Source organism: Klebsiella sp. Lac1, from assembly GCF_009825425.1.
Classification (GTDB): domain Bacteria; phylum Pseudomonadota; class Gammaproteobacteria; order Enterobacterales; family Enterobacteriaceae; genus Klebsiella; species Klebsiella electrica.
Window position 1 is genome coordinate 1,830,171 of the sequence record NZ_VJZJ01000001.1, and the last position, 15,632, is coordinate 1,845,802.

The 15,632-nt window shown below is 58.7% G+C and carries 12 protein-coding genes; 2 read left to right on the plus strand and 10 right to left on the minus strand.

Going from position 1 to position 15,632, the window contains the following annotated elements; translation table 11 throughout:
- Positions 1 to 20: 20 nt before the first annotated feature.
- On the minus strand, positions 21 to 2,798 hold the full coding sequence (locus FNY10_RS08680; protein WP_141964519.1) for a flavocytochrome c: 2,778 nt from the start codon (positions 2,796 to 2,798) through the stop codon (positions 21 to 23).
- A 636-nt stretch (positions 2,799 to 3,434) separates the two neighbouring features.
- On the opposite strand from FNY10_RS08680, the gene FNY10_RS08685 reads away from it, so the two are divergent.
- Positions 3,435 to 4,946: an anion permease gene (locus FNY10_RS08685; RefSeq protein ID WP_100685054.1), complete on the plus strand. Its 1,512-nt coding sequence runs from the start codon at positions 3,435 to 3,437 to the stop codon at positions 4,944 to 4,946.
- Between the two features lie 55 nt (positions 4,947 to 5,001).
- Positions 5,002 to 6,651, plus strand: a complete 1,650-nt coding sequence (gene fumA, locus FNY10_RS08690) for a class I fumarate hydratase FumA (protein ID WP_141964518.1) — start codon at positions 5,002 to 5,004, stop codon at positions 6,649 to 6,651.
- 452 nt (positions 6,652 to 7,103) lie between these two features.
- Here the strand turns inward: fumA and FNY10_RS08695 are convergent, their stop codons facing one another.
- From FNY10_RS08695 to FNY10_RS08735, 9 genes are all read right to left on the minus strand, one after another.
- Positions 7,104 to 8,639 carry a DHA2 family efflux MFS transporter permease subunit gene (locus tag FNY10_RS08695; protein ID WP_131049630.1) on the minus strand — a complete coding sequence of 512 codons (1,536 nt, stop codon included), beginning with the start codon at positions 8,637 to 8,639 and terminating at the stop codon, positions 7,104 to 7,106.
- 10 nt (positions 8,640 to 8,649) lie between these two features.
- A complete protein-coding gene (locus FNY10_RS08700) occupies positions 8,650 to 9,828 on the minus strand; it encodes an efflux RND transporter periplasmic adaptor subunit (RefSeq protein ID WP_100685057.1) in 1,179 nt (392 codons plus the stop codon).
- A gap of 24 nt (positions 9,829 to 9,852) precedes the next feature.
- Complete coding sequence (locus FNY10_RS08705) at positions 9,853 to 10,308, minus strand: MarR family transcriptional regulator (RefSeq protein WP_100685058.1); 456 nt, start codon at positions 10,306 to 10,308, stop codon at positions 9,853 to 9,855.
- A 247-nt stretch (positions 10,309 to 10,555) separates the two neighbouring features.
- Complete coding sequence (pcaC, locus tag FNY10_RS08710) at positions 10,556 to 10,945, minus strand: 4-carboxymuconolactone decarboxylase (protein WP_131049632.1); 390 nt, start codon at positions 10,943 to 10,945, stop codon at positions 10,556 to 10,558.
- Positions 10,935 to 11,702: a 3-oxoadipate enol-lactonase gene (gene pcaD, locus FNY10_RS08715; protein ID WP_131049633.1), complete on the minus strand. Its 768-nt coding sequence runs from the start codon at positions 11,700 to 11,702 to the stop codon at positions 10,935 to 10,937. Before pcaD ends, pcaC begins: the two co-directional genes overlap by 11 nt.
- Positions 11,692 to 13,044 (minus strand): 3-carboxy-cis,cis-muconate cycloisomerase, encoded by a 1,353-nt coding sequence (locus FNY10_RS08720; protein ID WP_141964516.1) that lies wholly within the window; start codon positions 13,042 to 13,044, stop codon positions 11,692 to 11,694. The genes pcaD and FNY10_RS08720 overlap by 11 nt, the downstream gene beginning before the upstream one ends.
- 9 nt (positions 13,045 to 13,053) lie before the next feature.
- The gene (gene pcaF / locus FNY10_RS08725; protein ID WP_160704956.1) at positions 13,054 to 14,256 is read right to left on the minus strand and encodes a 3-oxoadipyl-CoA thiolase; all 1,203 of its coding nucleotides are present in this window, start codon (positions 14,254 to 14,256) and stop codon (positions 13,054 to 13,056) included.
- 10 nt (positions 14,257 to 14,266) lie between these two features.
- Positions 14,267 to 14,923: a 3-oxoacid CoA-transferase subunit B gene (locus tag FNY10_RS08730; RefSeq protein WP_131049635.1), complete on the minus strand. Its 657-nt coding sequence runs from the start codon at positions 14,921 to 14,923 to the stop codon at positions 14,267 to 14,269.
- Between the two features lie 10 nt (positions 14,924 to 14,933).
- Positions 14,934 to 15,620: a 3-oxoacid CoA-transferase subunit A gene (locus FNY10_RS08735; protein ID WP_100685065.1), complete on the minus strand. Its 687-nt coding sequence runs from the start codon at positions 15,618 to 15,620 to the stop codon at positions 14,934 to 14,936.
- Positions 15,621 to 15,632: the final 12 nt, after the last annotated feature.

The following is a 15,632-nucleotide window of genomic DNA, read 5'->3' on the forward strand; positions in this document are numbered from 1 at the left end:
CGGCCTGTTATCACTGAGCGTTAGCCTCTGGCGCGTTTTGCCGCCTGGTGGCCCGCCAGGGTGCCAAAGATAATAATATCCGCCACGGCATTGCCGCCGATACGGTTGCCGCCGTGGATCCCCCCGACCACCTCACCCGCGGCATAAGCGCCGACAATCGGCTGATGATGAGTATCCAGGACCGCGGTGTCAGTATTAATGGTCACGCCGCCCATAGTGTGGTGAACCCCCGGCGCGATGCGGATCGCATGGAACGGCCCTTCGTTGACCGGCGCGCGCAGGGCGGTGGTACGACCGAACTCTTCATCGCGCTGATTTTCAACAAAGCCATTGTAGCGTTCCAGCGTGGCGAGGAAGGCATGGTAATCCATCCCCAGTTTCTCCGCCAGTTCGCGCGGCGAGCTGGCGCTGGTCACCAGACCTTTGGCGATATATTCGTCGGCCGCTTTGTTTTTCGCCCGCACATGTTCATCAAAGACGATGTAAGCATAATGCTCCGGCAGCGCGATAATCGCCGCAGACACTCTATCGCGGGTCGCCATTTCGTTGAAGAAGCGGTTGCCCTGTTGATTGACCAGGATAGCGCCGCCGCCGCGAATCGATTCGGAAATCAGGTACGAGGTGTTCTGCTCAACGGTCGGGTGAATTTGAATTTCGCCCATATCCACGGTGCCGGCACCAATCCGCTCCAGCAGCGCAATGCCGCCGCCGGTGGCCCCTTTATGGTTGGTGGTGACAAAACCCGCCAGATCCGGACGATATTTCACCACCATCGCGCTATTAGCGCTGAAACCGCCGGTCGCCATGACGATACTTTTGGTCTGTACCTCGATGCTTTCCTGCTCATCATTCAGCAGACGTACCCCGCTCACTTCGCCGTGAGCCATCAGGATCTCTTCCACCGATGTATCAAGCATCACATCGATGCCGCGGCGAGTGATATTGCGCACCAGACCACTGATCAGATAGCCACCAACCGCAGATCCGTCACGCGGACGGTGAGTCCGGTCGATACTCATCCCGCCGGTGGTGGTGATGTCATTGAGCATGATCCCGCGATGCGCCAGCCATTCGATGGCCTCCGGCGCATTTTCCACAAACCGACGCAGCAGCTGCGGATTGTTTTTGTTGTGCCCGCCTTTTAAGGTTTCCTGATAGAACAACTCTTTGCTGTCCTCAATACCTTTCACCCGCTGGAAGCGCGTTTGCGCAGCGTTCATCCCGGCAGAGGCTTTAATCGTATTACCGCCGATGGTGGGCATTTTCTCAACGATCAGGACGCTTGCGCCTTCGTCGTGCGCCTGAATGGCCGCCGCCAGACCGGCGCCGCCGCTCCCGACCACCACCACGTCATAGCTTTTCGCCGTCAGGTCCGCGCCGCCCTCTTCCAGCGCCAGCGCTTTACTGGATTTCAGCAGCGCTTTCGATACCGCTTTTTTCACCGCTTCACTCTGGCTGGTCGCGCCAGAAATCGCGTCCACGTGCGGCGTATTGGCGGTCAAAATGCGTTCGCGGATCTCTTCGAAGCTGGTGGTGAACTCGACGTTCTGCCGCGGACCAGCAGCCAGTTCGATATCGGCGATGCGGTCATTTTCCAGACTGACGTTGATAACCAGTTCGTTGGCATCATCCTGGACGGTTTCCACAAACAGGCCGGGTTTAAACTTCGCATCGCCCATGCTCATGTCGCGGATCATGGCTTCAACTAATGAGAAGCGCCACAGCGGCTCCGGAATATTCAGCGCCTCGCGCTGGGTGCTGTCGATAAACAGCTCGAGATTTTCTCCGGCAGCAATCCGCGCCGCCCAGTCAGGATAAGCAATGCAGGCGCGGCCGACGGCCATCAGATCGTAACCATGATCCAGCCCCTGCTCCGCATCCGCGGCGTTGACCACGCCGCCAACGCCCATCACCGGGATTTGAGCCAGGGTCTCGGAGCGCAGCGCACAATATTTTTCAATCAGCGGCGTCGGATCGCAGGTATCGACAATTGACGGACGCAGAGACGCGCCGACGGAGAAGTGCAGATAGTCGAGACCGCGCGCCGCCAGTTTTTCCAGCAGGTACAGGGTGTCGTCAAAACGGATACCCGGCTCTTCCAGCTCTTCCGGGGAGAAGCGATAGCCGATAATAAAGGCATCATCGGCGTACTGACTGGCCATTTTGTGGGTAATGTCCAGCACCGCCAGCGGGAAACGCGCGCGGTTGTCGCGGCTGCCGCCCCACTGGTCATCGCGCTGGTTGGAGTTCGGGGAATAGAACTGCTGGATGAGATAGGTGTTCGCGCCGTGGATTTCCACGCCATCAAAACCGGCCAGAATGGCGCGACGCACGCCGTCGCCAAATTTGCCGATCATCCCCTCAACTTCTTCAGCGCTCAGCTCACGCGGCATCGCGGCGCCTTCACGCGGGGCGGCCAGCGCGCTCGGCGCCACCGGCTGACGGCCGCCGATCAGCTGCGGGTCGACCATACGCCCGCCGTGATAGATCTGCAGAATGGCCTTTGACCCTTCGGCTTTGATGGCGTTGGCGATTTTAGCCAGACCGGCAATTTTCTCGTCTTTGTCAATGCCGATAGCGCCCGGGAAAGCCAGACCGTAGTCATCGATAAAGCAGCACTCAACGATAATCGTGCCAATGCTGCCGGCGCGAGCGCGATAGTATTCCACCAGTTCGCTGGTGACGCTGCCATCAAAATACCCGGTGCAGGTGGTCATCGGCGCCATTAACAAACGGTTTTTTAACTCAGTACCATTCGGTAAGGTAAAAGGACGCAATATACGTGGGTTACTGGTCATATTAACACTCCAGATCTTAAATATTAAAAATTCAGAATTGGGTGACGGAATTGTTTTTGGTTGTGTTTCTTAATTCCTGTTGTCATGCTCATAATATAACGCTATTTTTAGTTACCAAAGCAATTACGTTAGTTAAAAAACTATTTAATACCACCAATAACATCAATACCTCCATTGTATTATTAATTAAAAATACAATATTCACACAAAGCAAAACATCGATAACATATCCGCCACCTTTGTTAAATAACAAAACATATTAATCACAACACAAAACACAATAATATCAATAATATACAATAAACAAGCCGTTAAAAAACACAAATAGCTCGATTAAAAATTAACATTTAGTGATATTTTAAACAAATAAACACCTCACCCGGCAGGGTTATTTGCAAAATAAAAAAACGTCTCTGTATATGGAGTTTATTGATCTTGATCAATTGCAATAAAGCGACAAAGCGCAATATATAAATAACCAACAAATTAAATTTAACGCCCATAAAAATGCGTTAAACAACCGTCACAAAAACCAGTAAAACCGAAGATTAATAAGTAAAGAAAGTTTTGAAATTAAAAAAACCAACGGTTATGGCGTGACGAAACCGTATTTTCAACTACTCGCAGATACTCATTATGAAAGAGAAACAGACAACCATACCACCTGCCGGTACCGCCAGTCCCAAGGCGGCAAACAGGAACCGCCTGCTGATGATGGCGCTGCCCATTATTGTTGCAGTTCTTTTACTCTTCGTGCCGGTGCCTGACGGGTTACCGCCTTATGCCTGGCACTACTTTGCTATCTTCGTTGGCGTCATTGTCGGGCTGATTTTTGAACCTCTGCCGGGCGCCGTGATCGGCATTACCGGGGTGGTGGTCATCGCCCTGTGCAGCCAGTGGCTGCTGTTCAACCCGGCGCAGTTGGCCGACCCCAAATTCAAACTGGCCGGCGCCTCGTTTAAATGGGCGGTCAGCGGCTTTGGTAACTCCACCGTCTGGTTGATTTTCGGCGCCTTCATGTTCGCCGCAGGCTACGATAAAACCCAGTTTGGTCGCCGTCTGGCGCTGATCCTGGTGAAATATCTCGGCCGCCGCAGCCTGACGCTGGGTTATGCCATTACCTTTGCTGACCTGCTGCTGGCACCGTTTACCCCGTCCAACACCGCGCGTAGCGGCGGGACAATCTACCCGATTATCGCCAACCTGCCGCCGCTGTACGGTTCTAAACCGAACGATCCGAGCGCGCGTCGCATCGGCTCCTACCTGATGTGGGTGGCCATTACCGCCGCCTGTATCACCAGTTCGATGTTCCTCTCGGCGCTGGCGCCAAACCTGCTGGCCCTTGCGCTGGTCAAAAGCATCGTCGGCATCAATATCTCGTGGGGCACCTGGTTTATCGCCTTCCTGCCGCTGGGTATTCTGCTGATTCTGGCGATGCCGCTGCTGGCTTACTGGTTCTATCCGCCGGAGGTGAAAGTCAACAACGAGGTGCCGCTGTGGGCCGCTCGCGAGCTGGAAAAACTGGGCAAACTGTCACGCAATGAGATCCTGCTGCTGGTGTTCGTCTGCTTCGCTCTGGCCATGTGGATTTTCGCCGCCGAATGGATTGAACCGGCGCTGGCCGCCCTGCTGGTGATTGTGCTGATGCTGTGGACCGGCGTACTGTCGTGGAGCGATATCACCAACAATAAAGCGGCATGGAACACCTTTGTCTGGTTCGCCACCCTGGTGGCGCTGGCCGACGGCCTCTCCTCGACCGGCTTTATTGCCTGGCTGGGCAAAGAAGGCGGCGCGCTGATGAGCGGCATCTCCCCGGGCGTCGCCACTATCGTGCTGCTGCTGGCGTTCTACCTGCTGCACTACCTGTTTGCCAGCACCACCGCGCACACCACCGCGCTGCTGCCAGCGATGCTGACTATCGCCTCCACCATTCCGGGGATGAATATGCAGGTCTTCGTCCTGCTGATGGTCACCTCGCTCGGCGTGATGGGCATCATCACCCCGTACGGTACCGGTCCAAGCCCGATTTACTACGGCAGCGGCTACCTGCCGACCAAAGACTACTGGCGCCTCGGCACCATCTTCGGCGCCATCTTCCTGGCCGCCCTGCTGCTGATTGGCTATCCGTGGATGTCCATGATGTTCTGATTCATAACCGTCGGAGGCCCTCCTCCGGCGGTTTTACTCTTAGGGAGCTTAAGCTATGTCGACTAAACCGTTTGTTTATCAGGAAGCCTTTCCGCTGGCGAAAGATGAGACTGAATACTATCTGCTGAGCAAAGAACATGTTTCCGTGGCCGAATTTGAAGGCCAGGAGATCCTGAAGGTTGAACCTGAAGGACTGACCCTGCTGGCCCAACAGGCGTTCCACGATGCGGCCTTTATGCTCCGCGTTTCCCATCAGAAACAGGTCGCCGCAATCCTGCTCGACCCGCAGGCCAGTGAAAACGACAAATACGTCGCCCTGCAGTTCCTGCGCAATTCGGAAATCGCCGCGAAAGGCGTGCTGCCGACCTGCCAGGATACCGGTACCGCGATCATCATGGGTAAAAAAGGTCAGCGCGTGTGGACCGGCGGCGGCGATGAAGCGGCGCTGGCTCGCGGCGTTTACAACACCTATACCGAAGATAACCTGCGCTACTCGCAGAACGCGGCTCTGGATATGTACAAAGAGGTCAACACCGGGACCAACCTGCCGGCGCAGATCGATCTCTACAGCGTTGACGGCGACGAGTATAAATTCCTGTGCATGGCGAAAGGCGGCGGTTCGGCCAACAAAACTTATCTGTATCAGGAAACCAAAGCGCTGATTACCCCGGCGAAGCTGAAAAATTACCTGGTTGAGAAGATGCGCACCCTCGGCACCGCGGCCTGTCCGCCGTACCATATCGCCTTCGTGATCGGCGGCACTTCGGCGGAAGCGACGCTGAAAACCGTCAAGCTGGCCTCCACGCGCTACTACGATGGTCTGCCCACCGCAGGTAACGAACACGGCCAGGCGTTCCGTGATATTCAGCTGGAGCAGGAGCTGCTACTGGCAGCGCAAGAGCTCGGCCTCGGCGCGCAGTTCGGCGGCAAATACTTTGCCCACGACATCCGCGTGATTCGCCTGCCGCGCCACGGGGCCTCCTGCCCGGTCGGCATGGGCGTCTCCTGCTCCGCTGACCGCAATATCAAAGCCAAAATCAACCGCCACGGTATCTGGATTGAAAAACTGGAGAGCAACCCGGGCCAGTACATCCCGCACGCGCTGCGTGAGCAAGGTGAAGGTAAAGTGGTCAGCATTAACCTCAATCAGCCGATGAGCGAGATTCTGGCGCAACTGTCCGCCCACCCGGTCTCCACCCGTCTGACGCTGAACGGCACCATCATCGTGGCGCGCGATATCGCCCACGCGAAGCTGAAAGAGCTACTGGATAACGGCGAAGCGCTGCCGCAGTACGTGAAAGATCACCCGATCTACTACGCCGGTCCGGCGAAAACGCCGGAAGGTTACGCCTCAGGCTCGCTCGGCCCGACCACCGCCGGACGCATGGACTCCTATGTCGATCTGCTGCAGTCCCACGGCGCGAGTATGGTGATGCTGGCGAAAGGTAACCGCAGCCAGCAGGTGACCGACGCCTGTCATAAACACGGCGGATTCTATCTCGGCAGCATCGGCGGCCCGGCGGCGGTGCTGGCCCAGCAGAGTATTAAGAGCCTGGAGTGCGTGGCATATCCGGAACTGGGGATGGAAGCTATCTGGAAAATCGAAGTGGAAAATTTCCCGGCGTTCATTCTGGTGGATGACAAAGGTAACGACTTCTTCCAGCAGATTCAGAACAAGCAGTGTAACGGCTGTGCCCAGCGGTAGTGTTGCCGGCTAAAACCGGGCGCTGCATCATGCCTGTCAGTTCAGCGACTGACGGGCATTTTTGTCTTATCCGTCGCTACGCTCCCACCTGACGCAACAGCAGCGATCGACGTTCCGTGGAGAAAAAACTTGCAGCGGGGCCCTGGCTCCCCGCTGAAATCGGCGAACCGAAGGCCGAAAGACAAGGGCTGGCCGCCAGGGATGGCGGCAAGAGGCGAATCGAGACAGGAGCGAGCCCCTGAAAGGGGGTGAGTAGGTCGAGTTGAGCCGACCGCAGGCTGCAGGCCGGGAGGTGAGCGCAGTGCGCAGCACCGATTTCCTTGCGGGACCGCGGGGATTGTTAAGGGGAAGACGGTTATCTTCCCCTTAACCCGGTCACCTGGCGCCGAGGCCGCATGTTCTGCCTCACGTCCGGTGAGCGGAACACCAGCGAATTGACAAGCCCGTTTTGGCTAGTGGCCGGCCGAGGGGGCGCCCGGCGCTCCGGCGCGACTGAACGGCGGACGGGCAAACCAGATAACCACGATCAGCGCCATAAAGCCCCAGCCCAGTACCCAGAAATAATCGATGGTCGACATCATATAGGCCTGCTGCTCGATACTCTTATCAATCAGCGCCATATGCTGCTGCGTCGCGCCGCCCATCCTGGCGATATAGTCCATCGCCGCGGGATTGTAGGCGGAGACGCTTTCCGTCAGGTTGGCATGGTGGAAAACTTCCCGCCGCGACCAGACCCAGGTAGTGAGCGACGACGCAAACGAGCCGCCCAGCACGCGGAAAAAGGTCGCCAGCCCGGAACCTTCCGCCACTTCCGCGCCGTTCAGGTTTGACAGCACAATCGTGGTGATGGGCATAAAGAAAAACGCCACGCCGATCCCCATAAACAGCTGCACTTCGGCGATGGTGCGAAAATCGACGTTGGTGTTGAACTGCGCGCGGATAAGGCAGGAGGCCCCCATCGTCAAAAATGAGAGCGAAGCCAGAATCCGCAAATCGAAATTATTGGCGTAGCGGCCAATAACCGGCGTCATTATCAGCGGCAGGATCCCCATCGGCGCGGCGGCCAGCCCGGCCCAAATTGCCGTGTAGCCCATCTGCGTTTGCAGCCACTGCGGCAGAATAATATTGATAGCGAAAAAAGCCGCGTAGCCCAGGGTCAGCGAGAGCGTCCCAATCGCAAAATTGCGATCTTTGAACAAGCGCAGGTTAACAATCGGGTGCCGCTCGCCCAGCTCCCAGATAACGAAAGACACCAGCGAGATGGCGGAAATCGTCGACATCACAATAATCTGCGCGGAGGCAAACCAGTCAAGATCGTTGCCTTTATCCAGCACCACCTGCAGCAACCCGACCCCAAGCACCAGCAGCGCAATCCCGATGTAATCAATGGGGGCGTGGGTGGTGGTCTCTTGCCGTTCGCGCATCTGCGTCCAGACCACGAGAGTGGCGAAGATGCCGATCGGCACGTTGATGTAGAAGATCCACGGCCAGGAGTAGTTGTCCGTTATCCAGCCGCCGGTAATCGGCCCGACAATCGGTGCCACCACGGTCACCATCGACAGGAGCGCCAGCGCCATACTGCGTTTGCTGGCGGGAAAAATAACCAGCAGCAGCGTCTGGCACATCGGGAACATCGGCCCGGCGAAAAAGCCCTGCAGCGCGCGGAAGATAATCAGCTCGCTCATGCTGTGGGCGAAACCGCACAGGAATGAGGTCAGCGTAAACATCATCACCGAGCCGATAAACAGCTTTAACTGCCCGAAACGGCGCGTAAACCACCCGGTCAGCGGCAGCGCGATGGCGTTACACACCGCAAAGGAGGTGATCACCCATGTTCCCTGATCGGCGCTGACCCCGAGGTTGCCGGCAATCGTCGGCAACGCCACGTTGGCGATAGTGGTATCCAGCACCTGCATAAACGTGGCCAGAGACAGCGCGAGCACCGCCAGCCACATATTGGGCGGTGTAAAGGCAGCCTTATCGTGCATAGCGTCTCTCTTAACGGGCGCCAGCGGCTACCGTTTTGCTGTTGTCATGAAGGATTTTAGCCACCAGTTTGTCCGCCTCTGCCAACGGGTTTTGATACACATCGGTGGTGAAACGCGGGCTGCTCACGGTTTGCTGCGGCAGCAGGTGCCCGTCGGCGTGGCGAATATCGACGCTGACGTTCATCGACAGGCCAACGCGCAGCGGGTTCTTCTGCATATCATGCGGATCGAGCACGATACGCACCGGCAGACGCTGGACAATTTTGATCCAGTTGCCGCTGGCGTTCTGTGCCGGCAGCAGCGAGAAGGCGCTACCGGTGCCAATACCCAGGCTTTCAATGGTGCCGTGATACTCGACATTATCGCCGTACAGATCCGCGCTGAGCGTCACTTTTTGTCCGAGGCGCATCGCCCTCATCTGGCTCTCTTTGAAGTTGGCATCCACCCAGACTTCGTTCAGCGGCACGATAGCCATCAACGTCGTGCCGGAATCAACGCGCATGCCAAGCTGCACCGCCCGCTTCGCCACATAGCCGCTGACCGGGGCCACGATAGTGCTGCGGGAGTTGTCGAGATAGCGCTGACGCAGCGTGGCGACGGCGCTTTTAATTTCCGGGTGGCTGTCGATAACGGTGTCATCCACCATGGCGATATTGGTGCGCAACGCCTCCTGCGCGGCCAGAAGATCGCTTTGCGCGCTGGTCACCGCATCGCGATAGTGCGCGAGGTCTTCCGCGGCGATCGCCCCGCTCTGGAAGATTTTCTGCCGCCGCGCATAGTCGTTTTGCGCCGTTTGCAAGGCCACTTTTTTCGCCGCGACCTGCGCGCGGTAGTTATCCGCGGTGCTGTACAGCCCGCGAACCTGGCGAACGGTATTCGCCAGACTGGCTTCCGCCTGCTGCAGCGCAATTTCGGTATCGCTGGGGTCGAGCAGCACCAGCGGCTGCCCCTTCTGCACAAAGTCGCCCTCATCCACCGTCACCTGCGTGACCGTACCGCCAATCTGCGGGGTGAGCGTCACCTGGTTGCCATTGACATAGGCATCGTCGGTCGTTTCATAGTAGCGGGCGTACAGCAAATACCACGCCACCCCGCCACCGGCGGCAAGAAGCAGGATAATCAATAAGATAATAAAGTTTCGTTTGCGCTTGCTGCCGCGCTCAGCCTGTTGTACCGCAGTGGTTTCCATCTTGTCAGGACCTTTTTGAATGCGTTAGCGATGAGGGGCGACGATCTCGTCCGGCAGCATTTTTGTCATCAGATAGACCAGCTGTCGGGATTCATCGGGAGTGAGTCTGGCGGTGAGTTCGCTGATGATCGACACCAGCGCTTCATTGACAAAGCGTTCGCAAATCAGCAGCCCTTTGTCGGTCAAGGCCAGAATCACCTGGCGTTTATCCTGTGGATTCGGCGCGCGGCTGATAAGCTCGCGCTTGACCATGCGATCCACCATCCGACTCATGGCGCCGGCGTCCATGACCAGGTTTTTACTGATCTCGACCGGGCGGTTAAAGCCTTTATAGATACTGATCAGCACCTTGAACTGCGCGGCGGTAATGTCCATCCCGGAGAAATGCTGGCTAATCAGCTGGTCCTTGAACTGGTTAGCCAGATGGATCAACAAACCTAAGTGAAATTTATTGTTAATAATACCCGGAGGGTTATTCATGATATTTGCCTGGTCAGTAATTACAATTGAAACTACTGACCAGGCAAATATTTGTCAACGCAGTGTCAAGAAGATCGCACATTTTGTCAGCGCCAGGTCCCCGACTCAGCACAGCGTGACGCCGCAGGATCGGGCAGTCGAAGGGAACCGTGACGGTGGCGAAACGGAGCGGTACGCGGAGACGGACGTGCAGATAACAGAGGGATAAGACGATGCCGGCCGGCAAAGACCGGCCAGCAGAACCGCGTCAGGCCGGTTTCCCGTCCAGTTCATCAAACACCTGCTGCGCGAGGTGCATGGTGGCATTGGCAGCAGGCAGCCCGCAGTACAGTGCGGAGTGCATAATCAACTCTTTCAGCTCATCGCGGGTCACGCCATTATTAAACGCCGCGCGCAGATGCATTTTCAGCTCCGCTTCGCGATTGAGCGCAATCAGCATGGCGATGGTTATCATGCTGCGGGTATGGTGATCGAGCCCCGGTCGGGTCCAGGTTTCTCCCCACGCATAGCGGGTGATGAAATCCTGAAACTCGTCATTGAGCGGCGTCAGATTGCGCAGCGTGCGCTCGACGTGGGTATCGCCGAGGACTTTGCGTCGAACGCTCATACCCTGCTGGTAACGCGTTTTATCGTCCACTCGCGTTCTCCTGCAAAAATCCCGACAGCGCCGCGCTAAAAGCCCCCGGCGACTCAATGCTGGACAGATGTGACGCCGAAAGCACCACCACCTGCGAGGAAGGGATCTGCTGATGCAGGAAGTGAGCATCGGCCACGGTAGTGACAGGGTCACTTTCACCGGCGATAATCAACGTCGGCACGCTAATCTGCCCGACTTCGCTGCGCAAATCGGCTGCCGCCAGCGCTTCACAGCACTCGGCATACCCTTGCGCATTGCTATGGGTCAGCTGATGGCACAGCGTCTCGACCACCTCCGGCGCCTTCTGGCGAAAGGCGCGCGTGAACCAGCGGTCCGCCGCACCGGCGGCCACCACGTCCATGCCTTCCTGACGCACGGCGCGCGCGCGGGAAAGCCAGCTGGCCTGATCGCCAATGCGCGCCGCCGTGTTGGCCACCGCGATACCGTAAAAACGATCCGCAGCAAAGCGCCCCAACCACAGCCCGGTCAGACCGCCCATCGAGATGCCGCAAAACCAGGCTTTGGCGATATTGAGATGATCGAGCAGCGCAATCACATCTTCGCCAAGCTGCGCCAGCGTCACCTTGCCCGACTTTTGGGTTTGACCATGACCGTGGGTATCATAGCGCAACACGCGAAAGCGTTGGGTTAAGGCCGCCATCTGCGGCTGCCACATGGCGCGGGTGGTCCCGAGCGAGTTAGAAAGCACAATGACCGGCGCGCCTTCCGGCCCGTCCAGCTGATAATCAAGGTTCATCACGTTGCTCCTTGTAACGCGCCACGACCTGGCGCACAAAACGTTCGGCGCTGCCGGTGGCCGTGGCCGGGTCCAGCAACTGCGTTAAACGGGGGGTCGCAAGGTGCTGGCTGACCAGCGGGTCGTTTTCCAGCAACTCCTGCAGCGGGCGGGATTCGTCGATCGCCTGACGGCACAGCGCCTCAATACGGTGATGGGCATCGGCTTTGCCAATAAACGCCGCCAGCGCCAGCGTCACCGCCTCGGCCATAATCAGTCCGTGGGTCATATCCAGATCGGCGCGCATTTTTTGCGGGAAGACCTGCATATCGCGAACCAGCGCATCGCTTTGCGCCAGCGCGCCGCCCACCAGCATAATCAGCTCCGGCAGCGTTTCCCACTCGGCCTGCCAGCCGCCCAGAGCGCGCTCATGCTGCTGAATCTGGCTGGCGTAAAGCGTCGCCACCAGCCCCGGCGTACGCTGGGCCGCGGTGAGAATCGCGCTACAGGCGATCGGGTTGCGTTTGTGCGGCATGGTCGACGATCCGCCGCGCCCTTGCGCAACCGGTTCGCTGACCTCCGCCACTTCGGTTTGCATCAGCAGAGAAAAATCATTGGCAAATTTGCCCAGCGTGCCGCACAGGCCAGCAAACCAGGCCCCGACCTCCAGCAACCGGTCACGCTGGCTGTGCCACGGCGTATCCGGCAGGGTCAGCCCGAGCAGGCTGGCCAGCGCCGCGGCGACCGGCGAGGCGTCGGCTTTTAGCGAATCCAGGGTACCCGCCGCGCCGCCAAACTGCAGCACCAGCACCCGCGGACGCATCTCCCGCAAACGCTGCTGCCAGCGCAGCAGCGCATCAAGCGTGCCCGCCAGCTTCAGGCCAAAAGTCACCGGCAGCGCGTGCTGCATCCAGGTGCGACCGGGCATTACCGTGTTCTGATAACGTTCCGCCTGCATGGCGAAGCCGTCGATCAACTGTTGCAGCAGCCGCTCCGTTTCGTCCAGCGCGCCGCGCAATTGCAGGACCAGCCCGCTGTCGATAGCGTCCTGACTGGTCGCCCCCCAGTGAACATAGCGTGCCGCCCCGGCATCCTGCGTCTTCACCCGGGCGGTGAGCTGTTTCACCAGCGGAATCGCCAGGTTGCCTGCGTTGGCGGCGGCCAGCCCGAGGGCCGGAAAATCGATCGCCGAATGCTGGCAGGCGCTGACGATGGGGGCGACGGCCTCCTGCGGCACGATGCCACAGGAGGCCTGTGCGCGGGCCAGCGCCGCTTCAAAATCCAGCATCCCCTGCACCCGCTGCGCATCGCTAAACCAGGCGGTCAGCGGACTGCTGCGCAGCATGGGGGTCAACAAACTCATGTTGGCTCCTTAAACACGTTCAATAATCAGCGCAATACCCTGGCCGACGCCAATACACATGGTACACAGCGCATAGCGACCACCGGTGCGGCGCAGCTGATACGCGGCGGTCATCGCCAGACGCCCGCCCGACGCCCCCAGAGGATGGCCCAGCGCAATGGCGCCGCCGTTGGGGTTGACGTGGGGCGCATCGTCGGCCAGCCCTAAATCGCGGGTCACCGCCAGCGCCTGCGCGGCAAACGCTTCATTTAATTCAATGACATCCATTTGCTCCAGCGTCAGTCCGGTCTGCGCCAACACTTTACGGACCGCCGGAGCCGGACCGAAGCCCATGATGCGCGGCGCCACGCCCGCCGTCGCCACGCCGACAACCCGGGCCAGCGGTTGCAGATCGTTGGCCACCAGCGCCGATTCGCCGGCCAGCAGCAAGGCACAGGCGCCGTCGTTAACCCCTGAGGCGTTCCCCGCGGTCACCGAACCGTCCGGACGCACCACCCCTTTGAGTTTCGCCAGCGCTTCCGCAGTCGTGCTGCGCGGGTGTTCATCGCGGGTAAACAGCAGCGGGTCGCCTTTACGCTGCGCGACAGAGACCGTTATCAGCTCATCCGCAAACCGTCCGGCCTCCTGCGCCGCGGCGGTACGCAGCTGGCTGCGCAGCGCAAAAGCGTCCTGATCGGCACGCGAAATGGCAAAATCAACGGCGACATTCTCGGCGGTCTCCGGCATTGAATCCACGCCGTACAGTGCTTTCATCCGGGCGTTGATAAAGCGCCAGCCGATCGTCGTATCCTCAATCTGCATGTTACGGCTGAAGGCATTCTCCGCCTTGCCCATCACAAACGGCGCGCGCGACATGCTCTCCACGCCGCCAGCGATCATCAGCTGAGTTTCGCCGCTTTTGATGGCCCGCGCGGCAATGCCGATCGCATCAAGGCTGGAGCCGCATAGCCGGTTAATGGTGCTGCCCGGCACCGTTTGCGGGAGTCCGGCCAGCAGCAGCGCCATACGGGCAACGTTGCGGTTATCTTCCCCGGCCTGGTTTGCGCAGCCGTAAATCACGTCATCAATGCGCGCGGGATCCAGCCCCGGATTCCGCTCCAGCAGCGCTTTCAGCGGCAGAGCGGCCAAATCATCGGCGCGCATTGTTGCCAGCGTACCACCAAAACGGCCGAACGGTGTACGTACCGCATCACAGATAAATGCCTGATTCATCATAGGTTCCTTATGCGCTTTCCGCCAGATGTTCGAAGGTCAACGCCACCGGAGTGATGCGCTGCAGTTCCTCAAAAGAGAGGCCGTTGAAAATTTCCCGTACCACCGGGCCGCTCGCGGTGATGTCGATGACCGCCAGGTCGGTGTAGATCCGGCTGACGCAGCCCACGCCGGTAAGCGGGTAGCTGCACTGTTCAACCAGCTTACACTCGCCGTCGCGGGTCAGATGGTCCATCATCACAAACACCTGACGTGCGCCGATGGCGAGATCCATCGCCCCGCCCACCGCCGGGATCGCGTCCGGCGCGCCGGTGCTCCAGTTGGCGAGATCGCCACGGGCGGAGACCTGATACGCCCCGAGTACGCAAATATCGAGGTGACCGCCGCGCATCATGGCGAAGGAGTCGCCGTGATGGAAAAAGCAGCCGCCTTTGAGCAGGGTCACGTACTCTTTACCGGCATTAATCAGCTCCGGATCTTCTTCACCCGGCTGCGGCTTGCCGCCCATCCCCAGCAGGCCGTTTTCGCTGTGCAGAAACACTTCTTTGTCGGTCGGCAGATAGTTGGCGATGCGCGTAGGTAAACCGATGCCCAGGTTAACATAGGCCCCTTCCGGGATATCGCGCGCCACTCGCTGGGCCATTTCATCGCGGGTTAGTTTTTGCATAGCTGGCTCCTCAGGCGCGTTGTGCGGTGGTCAGGTGTTCCAGCGAGAACACTCGCTGGACGAAAATCCCCGGGGTTATCACGTTTTCCGGGTCAAGGTCGCCAAGGCTCACCAGGCGGGAGACTTCAACGATGGTGGTTTTTGCGGCGGTGGCCATAATGGGGCCGAAGTTACGTGCCGCTTTGCGGTATACCAGATTGCCCCAGCGATCCGCCTGATGCGCTTTGATCAGGGCAAAATCGGCCTTGATCGGATATTCGAGGACGTAATGGCGACCGTCGATTTCGCGGGTCTCTTTGCCTTCAGCCAGCGGCGTGCCGTAGCCGGTCGGGGTAAATATCGCCCCCAGACCGGCGCCGGCGGCCTGGATTCGCGCCGCAAGGTTCCCCTGCGGGACCAGTTCCAGCTCCACTTTGCCGCGGCGATAAAGATCGTCAAAAATCTGCGAGTCAACCTGGCGCGGGAAAGAACAGACCATCTTTCTCACGCGTCCGGCCTTCAGCAGTGCCGCCAGGCCAACTTCGCCGTTGCCCGCATTGTTGTTGATAATGGTGAGTTCGCGGGCGCCCTGTTCAATCAGGGCATCAATCAGGTACGTTGGCTGACCGGCGGGACCAAAACCGCCGATCATGATGGTCGCCCCGTCGTGAATCCCGGCGATGGCGTCACTTAGCGTCGACACGCTTTTATCAATCATCAGGTCGCTCCT